Source organism: Pseudomonas sp. GW822-FHT03F04 (assembly GCF_058801405.1).
Map to the genome: position 1 here is coordinate 301,158 of NZ_JBXANF010000001.1, position 17,227 is coordinate 318,384.

18 protein-coding genes are annotated in these 17,227 nt (G+C 61.6%); 7 read left to right on the top strand and 11 right to left on the bottom strand.

From position 1 onward, the window contains the following. Positions 1-17: 17 nt before the first annotated feature. The gene (locus AC1RMX_RS01380; RefSeq protein WP_003229203.1) at positions 18-497 is read right to left on the bottom strand and encodes an RNA pyrophosphohydrolase; all 480 of its coding nucleotides are present in this window, start codon (positions 495-497) and stop codon (positions 18-20) included. Positions 498-640: 143 nt separating this feature from the next. Between AC1RMX_RS01380 and AC1RMX_RS01385 the strand changes: the two genes are divergently transcribed. Further along, on the top strand, positions 641-1,297 hold the full coding sequence (locus AC1RMX_RS01385) for a histidinol-phosphatase (RefSeq protein WP_096817495.1): 657 nt from the start codon (positions 641-643) through the stop codon (positions 1,295-1,297). Between the two features lie 22 nt (positions 1,298-1,319). Here the strand turns inward: AC1RMX_RS01385 and AC1RMX_RS01390 are convergent, their stop codons facing one another. Both AC1RMX_RS01390 and ilvA read right to left on the bottom strand, forming a co-directional pair. Beyond that, a complete protein-coding gene (locus AC1RMX_RS01390) occupies positions 1,320-1,745 on the bottom strand; it encodes a DUF2269 domain-containing protein (RefSeq protein ID WP_085709022.1) in 426 nt (141 codons plus the stop codon). Positions 1,746-1,784: 39 nt separating this feature from the next. Next, entirely contained in the window at positions 1,785-3,299 is a 1,515-nt protein-coding gene (gene ilvA, locus AC1RMX_RS01395; protein WP_249483631.1) for a threonine ammonia-lyase, biosynthetic, read from the bottom strand. A gap of 148 nt (positions 3,300-3,447) precedes the next feature. Here ilvA and rpiA point away from each other — a divergent pair, with 148 nt between their 5' ends. Then, positions 3,448-4,122 carry a ribose-5-phosphate isomerase RpiA gene (gene rpiA, locus AC1RMX_RS01400; protein WP_096817491.1) on the top strand — a complete coding sequence of 225 codons (675 nt, stop codon included), beginning with the start codon at positions 3,448-3,450 and terminating at the stop codon, positions 4,120-4,122. 54 nt (positions 4,123-4,176) lie between these two features. Here rpiA and AC1RMX_RS01405 read toward each other — a convergent pair whose 3' ends face one another. From AC1RMX_RS01405 to AC1RMX_RS01420, 4 genes are all read right to left on the bottom strand, one after another. Continuing rightward, on the bottom strand, positions 4,177-5,094 hold the full coding sequence (locus tag AC1RMX_RS01405; RefSeq protein WP_493070169.1) for an SdiA-regulated domain-containing protein: 918 nt from the start codon (positions 5,092-5,094) through the stop codon (positions 4,177-4,179). 106 nt (positions 5,095-5,200) lie between these two features. Continuing rightward, positions 5,201-6,124, bottom strand: coding sequence for an SdiA-regulated domain-containing protein (locus AC1RMX_RS01410; protein ID WP_192559233.1), 924 nt, complete (start codon positions 6,122-6,124; stop codon positions 5,201-5,203). Between the two features lie 224 nt (positions 6,125-6,348). Continuing rightward, positions 6,349-7,014: a fumarylacetoacetate hydrolase family protein gene (locus AC1RMX_RS01415; protein ID WP_096817485.1), complete on the bottom strand. Its 666-nt coding sequence runs from the start codon at positions 7,012-7,014 to the stop codon at positions 6,349-6,351. A gap of 40 nt (positions 7,015-7,054) precedes the next feature. Beyond that, on the bottom strand, positions 7,055-8,449 hold the full coding sequence (locus AC1RMX_RS01420; RefSeq protein ID WP_096817482.1) for an FAD-binding oxidoreductase: 1,395 nt from the start codon (positions 8,447-8,449) through the stop codon (positions 7,055-7,057). A gap of 204 nt (positions 8,450-8,653) precedes the next feature. Between AC1RMX_RS01420 and serA the strand changes: the two genes are divergently transcribed. Continuing rightward, positions 8,654-9,883: a phosphoglycerate dehydrogenase gene (serA, locus tag AC1RMX_RS01425; RefSeq protein ID WP_007953487.1), complete on the top strand. Its 1,230-nt coding sequence runs from the start codon at positions 8,654-8,656 to the stop codon at positions 9,881-9,883. A gap of 63 nt (positions 9,884-9,946) precedes the next feature. On the opposite strand, the gene AC1RMX_RS01430 is transcribed toward serA, so the two are convergent. Next, a complete protein-coding gene (locus tag AC1RMX_RS01430; protein ID WP_102619659.1) occupies positions 9,947-10,372 on the bottom strand; it encodes a DUF4399 domain-containing protein in 426 nt (141 codons plus the stop codon). 134 nt (positions 10,373-10,506) lie between these two features. Between AC1RMX_RS01430 and AC1RMX_RS01435 the strand changes: the two genes are divergently transcribed. After that, on the top strand, positions 10,507-11,091 hold the full coding sequence (locus tag AC1RMX_RS01435) for a transporter substrate-binding domain-containing protein (RefSeq protein WP_493070173.1): 585 nt from the start codon (positions 10,507-10,509) through the stop codon (positions 11,089-11,091). Positions 11,092-11,097: 6 nt separating this feature from the next. On the opposite strand, the gene AC1RMX_RS01440 is transcribed toward AC1RMX_RS01435, so the two are convergent. Both AC1RMX_RS01440 and AC1RMX_RS01445 read right to left on the bottom strand, forming a co-directional pair. Continuing rightward, the gene (locus tag AC1RMX_RS01440; protein WP_096817476.1) at positions 11,098-11,583 is read right to left on the bottom strand and encodes a 2-thiouracil desulfurase family protein; all 486 of its coding nucleotides are present in this window, start codon (positions 11,581-11,583) and stop codon (positions 11,098-11,100) included. Position 11,584: 1 nt separating this feature from the next. Further along, entirely contained in the window at positions 11,585-12,217 is a 633-nt protein-coding gene (locus tag AC1RMX_RS01445; protein ID WP_096817474.1) for a 2OG-Fe(II) oxygenase, read from the bottom strand. Positions 12,218-12,325: 108 nt separating this feature from the next. Here AC1RMX_RS01445 and AC1RMX_RS01450 point away from each other — a divergent pair, with 108 nt between their 5' ends. After that, positions 12,326-13,078: a DUF2059 domain-containing protein gene (locus AC1RMX_RS01450; RefSeq protein ID WP_007953496.1), complete on the top strand. Its 753-nt coding sequence runs from the start codon at positions 12,326-12,328 to the stop codon at positions 13,076-13,078. 1 nt (position 13,079) lies between these two features. Here the strand turns inward: AC1RMX_RS01450 and bipL are convergent, their stop codons facing one another. Next, positions 13,080-14,030: a phospholipase BipL gene (gene bipL, locus AC1RMX_RS01455; RefSeq protein WP_096817472.1), complete on the bottom strand. Its 951-nt coding sequence runs from the start codon at positions 14,028-14,030 to the stop codon at positions 13,080-13,082. 97 nt (positions 14,031-14,127) lie between these two features. Here bipL and AC1RMX_RS01460 point away from each other — a divergent pair, with 97 nt between their 5' ends. Together AC1RMX_RS01460 and AC1RMX_RS01465 are read left to right on the top strand one after the other, a co-directional pair. Further along, the gene (locus AC1RMX_RS01460; protein WP_273536564.1) at positions 14,128-14,706 is read left to right on the top strand and encodes a DUF6436 domain-containing protein; all 579 of its coding nucleotides are present in this window, start codon (positions 14,128-14,130) and stop codon (positions 14,704-14,706) included. Between the two features lie 103 nt (positions 14,707-14,809). After that, the gene (locus AC1RMX_RS01465) at positions 14,810-17,221 is read left to right on the top strand and encodes a penicillin acylase family protein (RefSeq protein ID WP_493070176.1); all 2,412 of its coding nucleotides are present in this window, start codon (positions 14,810-14,812) and stop codon (positions 17,219-17,221) included. The last annotated feature ends 6 nt before the right edge of the window (positions 17,222-17,227 follow it).

Sequence of the window (17,227 nt, forward strand, 5' to 3'; positions counted from 1 at the left end):
GGGGTCGAACTCCGTCGTCAGTCGCGCGCTAAAAGGCGCGGGGCAAGCTCTTTGAGAGCGCGGCGATACACCTCGCGCTTGAATGTCACCACCTGGCCCAACGGATACCAATAGCTGACCCAGCGCCAGCCATCGAACTCCGGTTTACCGGTCAAATCCATCCGCACCCGCTGCTCGTTGGAGATCAGGCGCAGGAGAAACCACTTCTGTTTCTGGCCGATGCACAGCGGTTGGCTGTGGGTTCGCACCAGACGTTGCGGCAAACGATAGCGCAACCAGCCCCGGGTACAGGCGAGAATTTCAACATCCTCGCGTTCCAGGCCCACTTCTTCGTTCAACTCGCGGTACAAGGCGTCTTCCGGCGTCTCCTCGGGATTGATCCCTCCTTGCGGAAACTGCCAGGCATCTTGATTGATACGGCGAGCCCATAGCACCTGTCCGGCGTCATTCGTCAGAATGATCCCGACATTAGGACGGAAACCATCGGGGTCGATCACGGCAACAACCTCGCAAACGCATGTCGCCGCATTGTTCCACAAAGATTGTGAAGGCAGCAATGAAGCTTCCTACCTTATGTGCACTCTTGTGAAAAGACCGTATTCTTGTGGCCTTTTTACTGACTTTTCAGCGGGTAACTGCAATGCGCCTGGCTTTATTCGATTTGGACAACACCCTTCTGGGCGGCGACAGCGATCACGCTTGGGGCGATTATCTGTGTGAACGCGGCTTCCTCGACCCGATCGCTTACAAGGCACGCAACGACGAGTTCTATCAGGACTACCTGGCGGGCAAACTGGATAACGCCGCGTACCTGAACTTCTGCCTGGAAATTCTCGGCCGCACCGACATGGCCGTGCTCGAGCAATGGCACAGCGACTTCATGCGCGACTGCATCGAGCCGCTGATGTTGCCAAAAGCGGTCGAGCTGCTGAAAAAGCACCGCGACGCCGGCGACAAACTGGTGATCATCACCGCCACCAACCGCTTCGTCACCGCACCGATTGCCGAGCGCCTGGGCGTTGAAACCCTGATCGCCACCGAGTGCGAGATGCAGGACGGTCGCTACACCGGTCGCAGCACCGACGTGCCGTGCTTCCGTGAAGGCAAGGTGACGCGCCTGAACCGCTGGCTGGAAGAGACCGGGCATTCGCTGCAAGACAGCTATTTCTACAGCGACTCGATGAACGACTTGCCGCTGCTGGAGCAGGTGGTGAACCCGGTCGCTGTTGATCCGGACCCGAATCTGCGGGCCGAAGCCGAGAAACGCGGCTGGTCGGTCATCTCGCTGCGCGATTGATCTCGAGGTCGGGTGCCGGGCCTTAAACCGGCTTGGCGCCCATCAACCCGGCAATCGCGACAAAGCAGACAAAACTGAACAGCGCCAGGGCAAAGCTGAACCGGCCGACGCCGCCCGGCGCCTTGCGCAAGCGGTTCAAGCGCACCAGCAGCCAGAACCACGCCAGCGCCGCCACGGTGTACAGCACGCTGGAGGCCAGAATCCACGTCTGCCCCAACGGCCAGCCCACCAGATGCACCATCCACCAACCCGTAAACGGCATGCTCAGCAGCGCCAGGCCCATCAGCAGCCAGACAAACACCCGTGGCCGCTGCAACGTGCGGCTGCCCGCCGTCGCATCACCTTTGCGCCGGGCCAGTAAAACCCAGACGCCCAGTCCCAGCGCACTCGCCAGCAGAACCACGGTGGCGACCATATGCGCCGTTTTCAGGGCAGTTAACGTTTCCATTGTCCGATTTCCTTAAGGCCTGCCCATCAGCGTAGCCGCTCAGCCAAGAAACAGCTGATAGGCCGGGTTGTCGCTTTCGTCCCAGTACGGGTAGCCGATTTCCGCCAGCGCTGCGGGAACCAGGTGACGTTCTTCGTGAGGCACTTGCAGACCGGCGACCACACGGCCATCGGCCGCGCCGTGGTTGCGGTAGTGGAACATCGAAATGTTCCAGCGCCCGCCGAGCTTGTTGAGGAAGTTGAACAGCGCGCCCGGACGCTCCGGGAACTCGAAGCGCAACACCACTTCATCGACCACCTGCGCCGCGCGCCCACCGACCATGTGACGGATATGCAGTTTGGCCAGTTCGTTGTCGGTGAGGTCGAGTACCGGGAAACCCTGTTCGGTCAGGCTCGCCAGTAGCGCGCTGCGCGGGTCGTTTTCCGGGTGAGTCTGCACGCCGACGAAGATGTGCGCTTCGCTGCCGGTGTTGTAGCGATAGTTGAATTCGGTGATCTGGCGTTTGCCGATGGCTTCGCAGAACGCCTTGAAGCTGCCGGCCTTCTCCGGGATGGTCACGGCGATGATCGCTTCGCGACCCTCGCCCAGCTCGGCGCGCTCGGCGACGTGGCGCAGGCGGTCGAAGTTGACGTTGGCCCCGGAGTCGATGGCGACGAAGGTCTGGCCGCTGACGCCGCGCTGCTCGACATACTTCTTGATCCCGGCCACGCCCAGGGCGCCGGCCGGTTCGGTGATCGAACGGGTGTCGTCGTAGATGTCCTTGATCGCCGCGCAGATTTCGTCGGTGCTGACGGTGATCACTTCATCGACGTAATCCTTGCAGATGTCGAACGTGTGCTGGCCGATCTGCGCCACCGCCACGCCGTCGGCGAAGATGCCCACGGTCGGCAGCACGACGCGCTCGCCCGCCGCCATCGCCGCTTGCAGGCAGTTGGAGTCGTCGGGCTCGACGCCGATGACCTTGATGTCCGGCCGCAGGTATTTCACGTACGCCGCGATGCCGGCGATCAGACCGCCACCGCCCACCGGTACGAAGATCGCGTCCAGCGGCTGCGGGTGCTGGCGCAGAATTTCCATCGCCACGGTGCCCTGCCCGGCAATGGTGTGCGGATCGTCGTACGGGTGGATGTAGACGTAGCCTTTCTCATCGACCAGTTTCAGCGAGTAGGCCAGGGCTTCCGGGAACGAATCACCGTGCAGCACCACTTTGCCGCCACGAGAGCGCACGCCTTCGACCTTGATCTCCGGGGTGGTCTTGGGCATCACGATGGTCGCTTTCACGCCCAGCACTTTCGCCGCCAGGGCCAGGCCCTGCGCGTGGTTGCCCGCCGACGCGGTGACCACGCCGCGAGCGCGTTCTTCGTCGCTCAACTGGGTCAGCTTGTTGTAGGCGCCGCGAATCTTGAACGAGAACACCGGCTGCAAGTCTTCGCGCTTGAGCCAGATGTCGTTGCCCAGCCGCTCGGAGAGCTGGCGGGCGTTCTGCAGCGGGGTTTCTACGGCAACGTCATAAACGCGCGAGGTGAGGATCTTCTTGACGTACTGTTCGAGCATCGGAAAGCATCACTGAGCGGGTTGGGCAGGGCCAACGAGTCTAACCCGGCTTTCGGGCGCACGACCACACGAATCCAGAGGTTTTAGCCCGGCTTGAGGCTATAATGCCGGCCTTTCCGTTCTTACCTTGCCCGCTTCCGGAGCCCGCATGACCCAGGATCAACTCAAACAGGCCGTGGCCCAGGCCGCCGTCGACTTCATCCTTCCGAAACTTGACGACAAAAGCATCGTCGGGGTCGGCACCGGCTCCACCGCCAACTGCTTCATCGACGCCCTGGCCCAGCACAAGGGCGCGTTCGATGGCGCGGTCGCCAGTTCCGAAGCCACCGCCGCGCGCCTCAAGGGCCACGGGATTCCGGTGTACGAACTGAACACGGTCAGCGACCTGGAGTTCTACATCGACGGCGCCGACGAAAGCGACGAGCACCTGAACCTGATCAAGGGCGGCGGTGCAGCCCTGACCCGCGAGAAGATCGTCGCGGCCGTGGCCAAGACCTTCATCTGCATCGCCGACGGCAGCAAACTGGTGCCGGTGCTCGGCGCGTTCCCGCTGCCGGTGGAAGTGATCCCGATGGCCCGCAGCCACGTGGCCCGCCAACTGGTGAAACTGGGCGGCGACCCGGTCTACCGCGAAGGCGTGCTGACCGACAACGGCAACATCATCCTCGACGTGCACAATCTGCAGATCACCAACCCGGTGGAGCTGGAAGCGCAGATCAATGCAATCGTCGGCGTGGTCACCAACGGCCTGTTCGCGGCACGTCCGGCGGATCTGCTGTTGCTGGGCACCAGCGAAGGCGTGAAGACCCTGAAGGCCGAGTAAGCCTGAAGAACCTGTGGGAGCCTGTCCGCTCCCACGGGGGTTCATTGAAGAATGTCAGTTCCGGTCTGGCTTTCTGAAGACATAAAACAGATTTGGCTCGCTCACCAGATACAACGTCCCATCGTCATCCATCGCTATGCCTTCCGCCTGCGGCACGGTTTTCTTCAGCCCTTGCCGACCACCGCTCAACGACATCGTGCTCATCGGGCGCCCGTCCACATCCAGTTCCAGAATCAGCCGCGACTCGTCCGACAGCGCCAGTAGATGGCCGCTGCGCTCGTCGTATTGCAGGCTCGACAGGTCACGCACGAACATCCCGGCGTCGCGCTTGGGGTTGTTGATGACATGCACCGCGTAGGACTTTTCCGGGTTGAAGTGCGGAAAGCCGTGCACTTCGTAGATCAGCATCGGATCGCGCTCCTTGGCCACGAACAGACGCTTGCCCACTGAATCGTAAGCCAGACCTTCGAAACCCTTGTTGCCGCTCATGTGCACGCCGAGCGTCATCTGCTCGGCGTCCGCCGCATCGAGGAACGTAGTGTCGTGCTCCAGATGGATCTTGATCAGGCGCTGCTGGCGTTCGTCGGTGATCACGTAAGTGTCGGCACTGATGAACTCGACCGCCTCCGGATCGCCGAAACCGATCAGCGCGACACGGCGCAGGATCCGGCCCTCCAGCGACAATTCGATCAGCTCGGCATTCTTGTTGGTGACGGTGAACAGGCTTTTGCGCACCGGATCGTAAGTCAGCGCGGAAACGTCATCGTTCAGCCCCTCGATGACCCGAGCCTCGATGCCCACGCTGTACTGATCCAGATTGATCGCCTCAATGCTGTGGGGCTGCCAGTGACTTTGCAGGTTGAACCAGGCGCGCTCGAACAGACGCAGGTATTGGCCGATCGCAATCAATGCGATCAGGGCAATCACCGAGAGGATGATCAGAAGGGGCTTGGGACGGGCAAATCGACGCATGCGGGCTGGGCTCGGGATCAAAACAGGCGGATGAAATATCACGCCTGTCTGAATCGAAGCTTAAAGGCCACTTGCCCCGGACGACAACCTTGCGGCGGCAGGCGGGTTATTTCTGTTTTTCGAAGCGGTAGAACAGGTTCGGCTCGCTGACCATGTACAGCGTGCCCGCCTCGTCCATGGTCACGCCTTCAGCGCGGGGGATGGTCTGCTTCAGACCGTTGAAGCCGCCCAGCAGGGTCATGAAACTGACCTGTTCGCCCTTCTCGTCCAGCTCCAGCAGCAGGTGCGAATCGGCAGACAGCACCAGGGTATGACCGGTGCGCGGATCGATGGCCAGGGCCGAGAGGTTGCGGATGTCCAGTTCATCGTTCGGCAGTTTCTGCTTGTCGCCGGTGAGGGTCTGGCTGCCGTCGCTTTTCCAGGTGAACAGCGCTGGCGGACGTTCTTCGCCCAGCAACAATCGCTGGTTGCGGGCATCCCAGGTGATGGCTTCGAAGGCCTTGTTCTGGTTTTTCGAGGGGCCGAGGTCGTATTTCGGGAAATCGTCGCGCTTCAGCTCGCGGGTATTGGCATCGACCTTGACGATCGACAGCATGTGCTCACGCTCATCGACAATAGCCAGCAAGCCATTGCCCATGACGGTCACGCCTTCCGGGTTGATCCAGCCCACCAGCGGCATCTTGCGCAGCACGTCGCCCTGTAAGGTCAGCTCGACCAGGAACGGGTTCTTGCCCATCACCGAAAACAGGGTCTTGCTCTGCGGGTCGTAGGACAGGTCCGAGGCCTCGTCCTTTTCCATCCCCGGCAACAGCTTGGCGTCGATCACCACCCGATAGTCCGGCAACCAGACACTCGCCGTGCGTTCAGCCGGGCTTTCGAAGCGCTCGCGCACCCACAACAGGCCACGGTCATCCCAATGCATCGCATACGCCAGACCGTAACCGGCCGCGACCACCAGCAACAGCCAGTAATACCAGCGCAGGGCGAAACGTGAACGGCGAGCAGTGTTGAGCTGTGTTTGAGATGACATCAGTGGACGCGTTCCGAAAAATTCAGGCTATGGGTAATAGCACAAAGAGGCCGGCTCAGACGCCAGAATGACCGGAATTATCCGGACAGGATGTGAAAAAAACGGCAAATGGCCGGATTGCCCTGCGCCTTTGCAGGCGGGATCACAAAACAGAAATGGGAGATTGCCGGCTTGAGGGCATTCCTCAAACCTGCAATCTCCCATTTGAGAGCGCGGTGTCCGGATCAGCGAACGCTGCTGGTGAAGCGGCTGGCGCCCGGCAGTTCCAGCACGATGTCATCGCCAACGTTCAGCGGACCGACACCCACCGGCGTGCCGGTCAGGATCACGTCACCGGCCTGCAGCGAGAAGCAGCCGGCCATGTGCTGGATCATCGGCACGATCGGGTTGAGCATCGCGCTGCTGTTGCCGTCCTGGCGCACTTCGCCATTGATGGTCAGGCGGATGCCGATGTCGGTCAGGTCGGCAAAGGTGCTGCCGACCACGAACGGTGCAATCACCGCCGCGCCGTCGAACGACTTGGCGATTTCCCACGGCAGTCCCTTGGACTTGAGCTCGGCCTGCTTGTCGCGCAGGGTCAGGTCCAGCGCCGGGGCGAATCCGGAGATCGCGTCCAGCACTTCTTCACGGCTGGGCTTGGTCGACAGCGGCTTGCCGATCAACACGGCGATTTCCGCTTCGTAATGCACGGAGCCACGCTCGGTCGGAATGCTGAAACCACCTTCCAGCGGCACCACGCAACTGCCCGGCTTGATGAACAGCAACGGTTCGGTAGGGACCGGGTTGTCCAGTTCCTTGGCGTGTTCGGCGTAGTTGCGGCCGATGCACACCACTTTCCCCAGCGGAAAATGAATCCGCGTACCGTCGACATACTGGTGCTGATAGCTCATTACCGACTCCTGCCTTCATTGATTCATCAGGGATTGCCAATCAAACCGCGAAGATCTTGCCCGGGTTCATGATGCCGTTCGGGTCGAACACCGCCTTGACCGCTTTCATGTATTCGATTTCGACCGGCGAGCGGCTGTAGGTCAAGTAGTCGCGCTTGGTCATGCCCACGCCGTGTTCGGCGGAAATCGAACCGTTGTACTTCTCGACGGTTTCGAACACCCACTTGTTGACGGTGGCGCACTTGGCGAAAAACTCGTCCTTGCTCAGGTTGTCCGGCTTGAGGATGTTCAAGTGCAAGTTGCCGTCGCCGATGTGGCCGAACCAGACGATTTCGAAGTCTGGATAATGTTTGCCGACGATCGCGTCGATTTCCCGCAGGAACGCCGGGACTTTCGAGACGGTGACCGAGATGTCGTTCTTGTACGGCGTCCAGTGGGAGATGGTTTCGGAGATGTACTCGCGCAACTTCCACAGGTTCTGCAACTGGGTTTCGCTCTGGCTCATCACGCCGTCCAGCACCCAGCCCTGCTCCACGCAATGCTCGAAGGTTTCCAGGGCGCTGTTGGCCACTTCCTCGGTGGTCGCTTCAAATTCCAGCAACGCATAGAACGGGCAGTCGGTTTCGAACGGTGCCGGGACATCGCCACGGCCCATGACCTTGGCCAGGGCCTTGTCGGAGAAGAATTCGAACGCGGTCAGGTCGAGCTTGCCCTGGAAGGCGTGCAGCACCGGCATGATCGAGTCGAAATCCGCGGTGCCGAGCACCATTGCGGTCAGGTTTTTCGGTGCGCGATCCAGGCGCATGGTGGCCTCGACCACGAACCCGAGGGTGCCTTCGGCGCCGATGAACAGCTGGCGCAGGTCGTAACCGGTGGCGTTCTTGATCAGGTCCCGGTTCAGTTCCAGCACATCGCCCTTGCCGGTGACCACTTTCATGCCCGCCACCCAGTTGCGGGTCATGCCGTAGCGAATGACCTTGATCCCGCCGGCATTGGTGCCGATATTGCCGCCAATCTGGCTGGAACCGGCCGACGCGAAGTCCACCGGGTAGTACAGATCATGTTCTTCGGCCGCGTTCTGCAATTGCTCGGTGACCACGCCCGGCTGGCACACGGCGGTGCGGTCGGTGAGGTTGATGTCGAGAATCTGGTTCATGTAGTCGAACGACACCACCACTTCGCCATTGGCGGCCACGGCAGCGGCAGAAAGACCGGTGCGGCCGCCCGAGGGCACCAGCGCCACTTTATGTTCGTTGGCCCAGCGGACGATGGCCTGCACCTGCTCGATGGTCTTGGGGAACACGATGGCGCTGGGCGCCGGGGCGAAGTGCTTGGTCCAATCCTTGCCGTAAGCGTTCAGGGAGTCGGCATCGGTCAGGACCTTGCCAGGCTCGACCAGGGTCTTCAGTTCATCAATCAGGGCAGGATTGGTCATCGACGGAACTCTCGAACAATTCATGGTCATCCTGAGAACGCTTCACGTCGCAGGAATGAGTGATTAGCGGGGCGGCTATGCTAGCATACCGACCCCGCAGGCCAGTGCCCAACGGCGGTTCTGCGGTGACGGCATTCTTGTCGTCAAGGTCAATGTCTGTTGACCATTTCCTGCCATTTTTCTCCGGGATACAGGTTTACGCAGATGAGCAAGACTTCTCTCGATAAGAGCAAGATCAAGTTCCTTCTTCTCGAAGGCGTCCACCAATCGGCTGTCGACGTCCTCAAGGCGGCGGGCTACACCAGCATCGAATACCTGACAGGCTCCCTGCCGGAAGCCCAGCTCAAGGAAAAGATCGCTGACGCTCACTTCATCGGCATTCGTTCGCGCACCCAACTGACCGAAGAGATCTTCGATCACGCGAAGAAGCTGGTGGCAGTCGGCTGTTTCTGCATCGGCACCAACCAGGTTGACCTGGAAGCGGCCCGCGAGCGCGGCATCGCCGTGTTCAACGCGCCGTACTCCAACACCCGCTCCGTTGCCGAGCTGGTGCTGGCCGAAGCGATCCTGCTGCTGCGCGGCATCCCTGAGAAAAACGCTTCCTGCCACCGTGGCGGCTGGATCAAGTCGGCGGCCAACTCCTTTGAGATCCGCGGCAAGAAACTGGGCATCGTCGGCTACGGCTCGATCGGTACTCAGCTGTCGGTCCTGGCTGAAGGTCTGGGCATGCAGGTGTTCTTCTACGACACCGTGACCAAGCTGCCGCTGGGCAACGCGACCCAGGTCGGCAACCTGCACGAGCTGCTGGGCATGTCCGACATCGTCACCCTGCACGTTCCGGAAACCGCTGCGACCCAGTGGATGATCGGCGAGAAGGAAATCCGCGCCATCAAGAAGGGCGGCATCCTGATCAACGCTGCACGCGGCACCGTGGTCGAGCTGGACCACCTGGCCGCTGCGATCAAGGACAAGCACCTGATCGGCGCCGCCATCGACGTGTTCCCGGTCGAGCCGCGCTCCAACGATGAAGAGTTCGAAAGCCCGCTGCGTGGCCTGGATAACGTGATCCTGACCCCGCACATCGGTGGTTCCACCGCTGAAGCGCAGGCCAACATCGGTCTGGAAGTGGCAGAGAAACTGGTCAAGTACAGCGACAACGGTACTTCGGTATCGTCCGTGAACTTCCCGGAAGTGGCCCTGCCGGCTCACCCTGGCAAGCACCGCCTGCTGCACATCCACGAGAACATCCCGGGTGTGATGAGCGAGATCAACAAGGTCTTCGCCGAAAACGGCATCAACATCTCCGGTCAGTTCCTGCAGACCAACGAGAAGGTCGGCTACGTGGTGATCGACGTCGACGCCGAGTACTCGGAGCTGGCGCAAGAGAAGCTGCAACACGTCAACGGCACCATCCGTAGCCGCGTGCTGTTCTGATTCAGCGCTGAGCCACAAAAAAGGGAGCCCCTCGGGGCTCCCTTTTTCATGCCGGCGGAAAAGTCATTTCACCGTCACGGTGATCTTTTCCGAAACGATTGGCGGATCGAAGGCCATGTGGCCCTTGTCGCCCAGCTCCAGCTGCAAGGTGTGCTTGCCCGGCGCCAGGGTCAGTTCGGTTTCGGTCTGGGCCTTGCCGAAGTGGAGGTGGTTGGCATCGGTCGGGATCACGCTGCCCGCCGGGACGATTTCCTTGGCATCGACCAGCAGGTGATGGTGCCCGGTGTTCGCGGTCGGGTCGCCGGCCGGCGCCAGGGCAATGCCTTTGACTTCAAACTTGACCTTGAATGTCTTGTCCACAACGGCACCGCTGCTCGGCTCGACAATACTCACTGAAGCACCGGCCGGTGCCGGTGTAGCGGCGCTGGCCATCATCGAAGCACTTAACAGAAGCCCTGCCAAAGCGGCGCGTGACATGAATGTTTTCATTCTCTTCTCCAGTTTTTCCGTAAAATCCGCGCGGTCATGACAACTTCATGACCATTCGTTGTCGAAGGCACTCGACAACCATAGCAAAGCGAGCCTGAACAGCAGGCCGCGACAATGATTTCAAAGGAGTGACCATGCGCTTTCTGCCTGGCCTGATCTGCCTGCTTCCCCTTCTGAGCCCGCTGGCTCATGCCGAACTGATTGATGACATCAACGACCGTGGCGAGTTGCGCATTGCCCTTGAGGCTAATACACCGCCCTTCAATTTCAAGGACGGCGACACACTCACGGGGTTCGAGGTCGAGCTTGGGCAACTGCTGGCCAACGAGCTGGATGTGCGCGCCGACTTCATCGTCACCGACGAAGCCGATCTGCTCCAGGGCGTCGAAAGCGGCAAGTACGACGTCGCGCTCAACCACATAGCACTGACCCCGGAACTCAAGGATCGTTTCGACTTCAGCGAACCTTACACGCAGGTCAATGCGCAGTTATTGGCAAAAAAGGATGAGCAGCCCCGCCCATTGGTGCTGGTACAGACGCTGACTGAGGAAAAACCGAAGGTCGGTCCGCCGGTAGATCTGGCGATTCCGTTTCAGAAGGGCAACCCGGCGTTTCACGCGAGTCTTGAGAATGCGTTGCAGCGGATCAGGACGGATGGGCGGCTGGAGGCGTTGTCGCAGAAGTGGTTGAACGCGCAGGCTACTGAAAACCTGAAGTGACGGTGTCTAGTCGAGTGCCTTGAGCGCCTGTGCGGCCTGCGGCAGTTCCAGTTCGCTGAAGACCTGCACGCCATGGCGCTTGAGCAAGGCTGCCGTGACACCTTCGCCACTCACCTTAACGCCGCTGAACGTCCCGTCATAGGTCAGCAGATTCCCGCAGGAAGGACTGTTGGCCTTGAGCACCGCCACACGAATTCCGTGTTTCTGCACCAGCACCAATGCCTGTCGCGCACCGTCGAGAAATTGCGCACTGACGTCCTCGCCCTCGGTGGTGATCACTGCCGCGAGACCATCCAGCACTTCACTGCCCTGCCCGCCTGGAATCTCCGCCGCCGCCCGGGGTGTCGGCAATCCGCCGGCCACTTCCGGGCACAGCGGCACGACACGCCCTTCGGCAATCCACTGTTCCAGCAGATCGAACGGCCCGCTGGCCCCGCCGTCATAACGCACGCGGTGCCCCAGCAGGCAGCGACTCACAAGAATCCTGTGCATCTCAGAACGGCTCGTTGCCACGGCGGCGGAACCAGCCTGTCAGCGACAGGCGCTCGCGATGGGCCGGCAACACTTCGTGGGGCACTTCACCGGAGAGAAACACCACCAGACAACCGCCGGTAGGTTGCACGTCATGGACGCGATCATTTTCCAGGTACATGCGCAACTGCCCGCCATCCTCCGGCAGCCAGCCGTCATTGAGGTAGATCACCGCCGAGACCATACGCCGGTCATCGTCGCGAAAACGGTCGACATGCCTGCGATAGAACGCACCCGGCGGGTACAGGGCGAAATGGCACTCGAAATCTTCCAGGCCCAGGAACAACCCACGGTTGAGTGCCTCACGCAGGCTGTCCATCAGGTTCAGATAACGGTCACTGGCCTCGGCCTGGCCGGGATCGATCCACTGGATATGGTCACCACGAATACCCTCGCGGACCTCCGACAACGGGCCACGCCCAACCCCCGCCGGCGCCAGTTCACCTTCGGCGTCACGTTTGCGGCACTCAGCGGCCAGCGCGCGGGTCAGATCCGCAGGCAGGAAAATGTTCTGCTGCGACCAGCCACGCTCGGCCAGGTCGTCGACGATACGTAACAGCAGCGGGTGTTCAGAGGATATTTGCATGGCGCGCATAGTATGCCTGCGCCGGGAATTCCGACAGAGCCACGCGGCGGCTTGATACGAATTCTCGACAAGTACTGGCACCGCACGGAGAATAGTCCGCTGCTGACAGGAGTCCCTATGCGCCGTTTGCTTTTTTCACTGTTGATGTTCTGCGTTTTGCCCGCCTGGGCAGACGGCCACGACCAGTTGTACAAGGTCGCCGGCTGGCCGGAACAACGCGCGCATTTCAATGACGCCCTGAGCGCCGCGCAACAGCGCTACCAGAACAGCCTGCCGCCGGCGGTGTTTCAGGCGCTGGTGAACAACAGCAATCAGCGCTTCGCCCCCCAGGCCGTGGATCAACGGGCCGAAGCGCAATTGCGCAAGAACCTCGCCGACCCGAAACCGGCCCTGTCGTTCTTTCAGTCACCGCTGGGCAAGAAGATCGTCGCCGCCGAACTGCTGGCAACCCGCCGCGATCAATTGGCCAAAAACGCCAAGGGCCTGCCGAAGATGCCGGCCAGCGACAGCCGCCTGCTGATCATCGGCCACCTCGCCCAGGCCCTGCCGGCCCGCGAAGCCGGCGCCGAAGTCAGCCTGGCGATTGCCGGCGTGGCGGCGGACAGCCTGAGTTCGATGATCCCTGGCCTGCTCGGCGGCGGTCAGGCCCAGGGCATGTTGAACGGTCAACGCCAGCGACTGATGGATCAGATCGGCGCCGACCTGAACAACACGCTGCTGTACGTCTATCGCGATTTGTCGGATGAAGAACTGGAAGAATTCGCGACCTTCGCCGAATCCACCGAAGGCAAGGCCTACTATCAGGCAGCGCTGGCGGCGATTCGCGCCGGGCTGGCCGTGGGGCAAAGCACCTCGAACCTCAATCAGTGATCTAGGGATTGCGGCCCTTGATCCGCTTGTTCAGGAACTCGAAATACTCCTCGCGCATTTCCGCCGTCTCATTGGCCAGGTGATGCCGCGCCTCCGCCAGCAACAGAATCTGCGGCCGGTCGAACTTCCACTTCAGCACTTGCAGGTTGTGCGGCCAATCCACCGTCATGTCCGCCTGGCCCTGAATGATCAACGGCCGACGCGGACTTTTCTTCGCGTATTCCACGCGGTTGATCCAGCGTGACAACGCCCCGACCCACGCCGTCGGCAAGCGTTTTGGCTGCAATGGATCGGCCTGCAGGAATGGCAGGAAATCCGGATCATTGGAGTTCTCGCTGAAACGCCGGGCGATGCCCCGGACGAAGGGCCGGAGCAGGTAATAACTGAACTGCGACCAGCCCCAGGCCCGCGGACGCACCAGCGGCGCCAGCAGAATCAGCTGGCCTTGCGCCGGGCTGTTTTCGCCATGGTTGAGCACGTGATCGACAATGATCGCACCGCCGGTACTTTGCCCGCACAAGTGCCACGGCTGCGGCAGCGCGATCGAATGCGCCTCGGCGAACAGACCTTGCAGCGCATCCTGATACTCGGAGAAATCGCGGATGCTCGCCCGCTCGCCGCTCGACAGACCATGCCCCGGCAGATCGCAGGCAATCACCGCGAACCCCTGATCCAGCGCCCACTCGATCACATGCCGATAGAGACCGGTGTGGTCATAAAAACCATGAACCAGAAACAGCGTGGCCTTGGCCGTTTCCGCCGGCCACCAGCAATGACTGACCAACTCATAACCATCGACGTCGAACCGGCCCATGCCACGCCAGACATCGCGCTCCGGGAAGTCGGTCTTGTAAAACCGCTGATACGCCTTCGCCTCCTCGGACAACGGCTGCCACTCGGCCAACGGCTTGAGGCTCGCACGCAGATGATCGGGATTGAAGGCAGCAGACATGGGCAATTCCAAAACGGTAAACGGACTTTATCGGCCTGCGATATTCATCTGTAGAAGCAAGCATGGCAAGCTAGCGCGCTCTTGAGGAACCAAACCCATGCGCTCGCCCTACCGCACCGCACTGTTTGCCAGCCTGCTCGCCATCGTGTGTGCCGGCGTGCTGTGGGCCGCGTACGACTGGTTTCAGGGCCGCTACCTGCGGGCCTTCAGCGAACACACTGCGGTGTTTTCCGGCGATCCGCTGCGACTGCCCGACGACCTCGCCGGCCCCGGCAACATCCGCCTGGTGCATTTCTGGGACCCGGCCTGCCCGTGCAACGTCGGCAATCAGCAGCACCTGACCGAGATGGTCGAACAGTTCGGCCCTAAAGGTGTGGAGTTCTATGCCGTGCAGAAGTCCGGCAGCCACGGCCAGTTGCCCGCCACGCTCAGCAATCTCAAGACCATCGCGGTGCTGCCCGGCTCCGAACAGATCCCCGCCAGCCCGGCCGTGGCGATCTGGGATCGCAGCGGCAAACTGGCGTACTTCGGCCCGTACAGCGAAGGCCTGACGTGCAACTCCAGCAACAGTTTTATCGAGCCGATCCTGCAGGCATTGAGTGATGATCGTCCGGTGAATGCCACCCACACGCTGGCGGTCGGTTGCTACTGCCCGTGGCCGGTAGAAACGAAGTAAGGCATTCCGGACATTTCAAGGACAGCGATGCGCGGCACACGAGGCGTGTGCTAATTGTTTGCAGCCCGCACGGGCGGCAACCCCGAATGCACAAGGAGTCACCATGAAACGCGTCTTTACCGTTCTTGCCTTGCTCATCGTTGCACTGCTCGCCGCCGGCGGCTGGTACGTGTACAGCAAGCAACCGACGCGTCAGGGCCAGGTGGAGTTGCGCAACCTGCAAGGCTCGGTGACCGTGCGTTACGACGAACGCGGCGTGCCGCACATCCGTGCTGAAAACGAAACTGACCTCTATCGTGCCCTCGGTTACGTGCACGCCCAGGACCGGCTGTTCCAGATGGAAGCCATGCGCCGCCTGGCTCGGGGCGAACTGGCCGAAGTACTCGGGCCGAAACTGCTCGACACCGACAAACTGTTCCGCAGCCTGCGCATTCGCGAACGCGCTGCCACTTACGTGGCCAGCCTCGACAAGCAGTCCCCGGCCTGGAAGGCCCTGCAAGCCTATCTGGACGGCATCAATCAATATCAGGACTCGCACGCCGCCCCCGTCGAGTTCGACGTGCTGGGCATCCCCAAGCGGCCGTTCACCGCCGAAGACACCATCAGCGTCGCCGGCTACATGGCCTACAGCTTCGCCGCCGCGTTTCGCACCGAACCGTTGCTGACCTACGTGCGCGATCAGCTCGGCGCCGATTACCTCAACGTCTTCGACCTCGAGTGGCAGCCCAAGGGCGTGCTCGCCAAGGGCCACGCCGGCAAAGCACCGGCACTCGCCGCCGAAGACTGGAAAGACCTGAACGCCCTCGCCCGCCTCAGCGAACAGGCGCTGATCGAAAACGGCCTGCCGCAGTACGAAGGCAGCAACGCCTGGGTGATTGCCGGCAGCCGCAGCAGGGGTGGCAAGGCATTACTGGCCGGCGACCCGCACATCCGCTTCTCAGTGCCATCGGTGTGGTACGAAGCACAGTTGTCGGCGCCGGGTTTTGAACTCTACGGCCATCATCAGGCGCTGGTGCCATTTGCGTTCCTGGGGCACAACCTGGATTTCGGCTGGAGCCTGACCATGTTCCAGAACGATGACCTGGACCTGATCGCCGAGAAGGTCAACCCGGACAACCCGAATCAGGTCTGGTATCACGGTCAGTGGACCGACATGGTCAGCACCGAGCAGCAGATTGCGGTGAAAGGCCAGGCGCCGGTGACCATCACCCTGCGCCAGTCGCCCCACGGGCCGATCGTCAACGACGTCCTCGGCAGCGCCGCCGGGAAAACCCCGATTGCGATGTGGTGGGCATTCCTCGAAACGCCGAACCCGATCCTCGAAGGTTTCTACCAGCTCAACCGCGCCGACACCCTGGCCAAGGCTCGCGCCGCTGCTGCCAAGGTGCAGGCGCCGGGGCTGAACATTGTCTATGCCAACGCCAAGGGCGATATCGCCTGGTGGGCCTCGGCGCTGTTGCCCAAGCGTCCGGCCGGGGTCAAACCCGAGTTCATCCTCGACGGCAGCGGCAATCAGGCGGACAAGGACGGCTACTTCCCGTTCAGCGCCAACCCGCAGGAAGAGAACCCGGCGCGGGGCTATATCGTCTCGGCCAACTTCCAGCCCGTGTCGCCGACCGGCATGGAGATTCCCGGTTACTACAACCTCGCTGACCGTGGCCAGCAGCTCAACCGCCAGCTCGCCGACAAGAACGTGAAGTGGGACAACGAAGCCAACCAGAAGCTGCAACTGGGCACCACCACCGGTTACGGCCCGCGCGTGCTCGCGCCATTGCTGCCGGTATTGCGTGAAGTGGTGACTGACCCGGCGCAACTGAAACTGGTCGAGCAACTGGCCCAGTGGCAGGGCGACTATCCGCTGGATTCGGTCAGCGCGACGGTGTTCAACCAGTTCCTCTATGACCTGGCCGACGCGGCGATGCGCGATGAGCTGGGCAATGACATGTTCGAGACCTTGCTGTCGACCCGCGTACTCGATGCAGCGTTGCCGCGACTGGCAGCCAACGCCGATTCACCGTGGTGGGACAACCGCAACACGCCAGGCAAGGAGACCCGCGCCGACACCGTGCGCACCGCGTGGCAGGCGAGCATGGCGCACCTGAAACAGACCCTCGGCGACGATGCTTCCGGCTGGCAATGGGGCAAGGCGCACACGCTGACCCATGGTCATCCGTTGGGTCAGCAGAAACCGCTGGATCGCATCTTCAATGTCGGCCCGTTCGCCGCACCGGGCACCCATGAAGTGCCGAACAACCTCTCGGCGAAGATCGGCCCGGCGCCATGGCCGGTGACCTACGGCCCGTCGACTCGGCGGCTGGTGGACTTCGCCGACCCTGCTCACAGCCTGACGATCAACCCGGTCGGCCAGAGCGGCGTGCCGTTCGACAGTCACTATGACGATCAGGCGGAAGCGTATGTGGACGGGCTGTATGTGCAGGCGCATTTCAGTGATGAAGAGGTGACGGCGAATACGCGCAGTACCTTGAAGCTGTTGCCGGCACGGGCGTCGCAATAAGCGCCG

What these genes read in the sequence shown, in the direction of transcription:
- AC1RMX_RS01385 (WP_096817495.1), top strand. Translation starts at nt 641, where the DNA reads ATGCGCCTGGCTTTATTCGATTTGGACAACACCCTTCTGGGCGGCGAC.
- AC1RMX_RS01390 (WP_085709022.1), bottom strand. Translation starts at nt 1,745, where the DNA reads ATGGAAACGTTAACTGCCCTGAAAACGGCGCATATGGTCGCCACCGTG.
- ilvA (WP_249483631.1), bottom strand. Translation starts at nt 3,299, where the DNA reads ATGCTCGAACAGTACGTCAAGAAGATCCTCACCTCGCGCGTTTATGAC.
- rpiA (WP_096817491.1), top strand. Translation starts at nt 3,448, where the DNA reads ATGACCCAGGATCAACTCAAACAGGCCGTGGCCCAGGCCGCCGTCGAC.
- AC1RMX_RS01405 (WP_493070169.1), bottom strand. Translation starts at nt 5,094, where the DNA reads ATGCGTCGATTTGCCCGTCCCAAGCCCCTTCTGATCATCCTCTCGGTG.
- AC1RMX_RS01410 (WP_192559233.1), bottom strand. Translation starts at nt 6,124, where the DNA reads ATGTCATCTCAAACACAGCTCAACACTGCTCGCCGTTCACGTTTCGCC.
- AC1RMX_RS01415 (WP_096817485.1), bottom strand. Translation starts at nt 7,014, where the DNA reads ATGAGCTATCAGCACCAGTATGTCGACGGTACGCGGATTCATTTTCCG.
- AC1RMX_RS01420 (WP_096817482.1), bottom strand. Translation starts at nt 8,449, where the DNA reads ATGACCAATCCTGCCCTGATTGATGAACTGAAGACCCTGGTCGAGCCT.
- serA (WP_007953487.1), top strand. Translation starts at nt 8,654, where the DNA reads ATGAGCAAGACTTCTCTCGATAAGAGCAAGATCAAGTTCCTTCTTCTC.
- AC1RMX_RS01430 (WP_102619659.1), bottom strand. Translation starts at nt 10,372, where the DNA reads ATGAAAACATTCATGTCACGCGCCGCTTTGGCAGGGCTTCTGTTAAGT.
- AC1RMX_RS01435 (WP_493070173.1), top strand. Translation starts at nt 10,507, where the DNA reads ATGCGCTTTCTGCCTGGCCTGATCTGCCTGCTTCCCCTTCTGAGCCCG.
- AC1RMX_RS01440 (WP_096817476.1), bottom strand. Translation starts at nt 11,583, where the DNA reads ATGCACAGGATTCTTGTGAGTCGCTGCCTGCTGGGGCACCGCGTGCGT.
- AC1RMX_RS01445 (WP_096817474.1), bottom strand. Translation starts at nt 12,217, where the DNA reads ATGCGCGCCATGCAAATATCCTCTGAACACCCGCTGCTGTTACGTATC.
- AC1RMX_RS01450 (WP_007953496.1), top strand. Translation starts at nt 12,326, where the DNA reads ATGCGCCGTTTGCTTTTTTCACTGTTGATGTTCTGCGTTTTGCCCGCC.
- bipL (WP_096817472.1), bottom strand. Translation starts at nt 14,030, where the DNA reads ATGTCTGCTGCCTTCAATCCCGATCATCTGCGTGCGAGCCTCAAGCCG.
- AC1RMX_RS01460 (WP_273536564.1), top strand. Translation starts at nt 14,128, where the DNA reads ATGCGCTCGCCCTACCGCACCGCACTGTTTGCCAGCCTGCTCGCCATC.
- AC1RMX_RS01465 (WP_493070176.1), top strand. Translation starts at nt 14,810, where the DNA reads ATGAAACGCGTCTTTACCGTTCTTGCCTTGCTCATCGTTGCACTGCTC.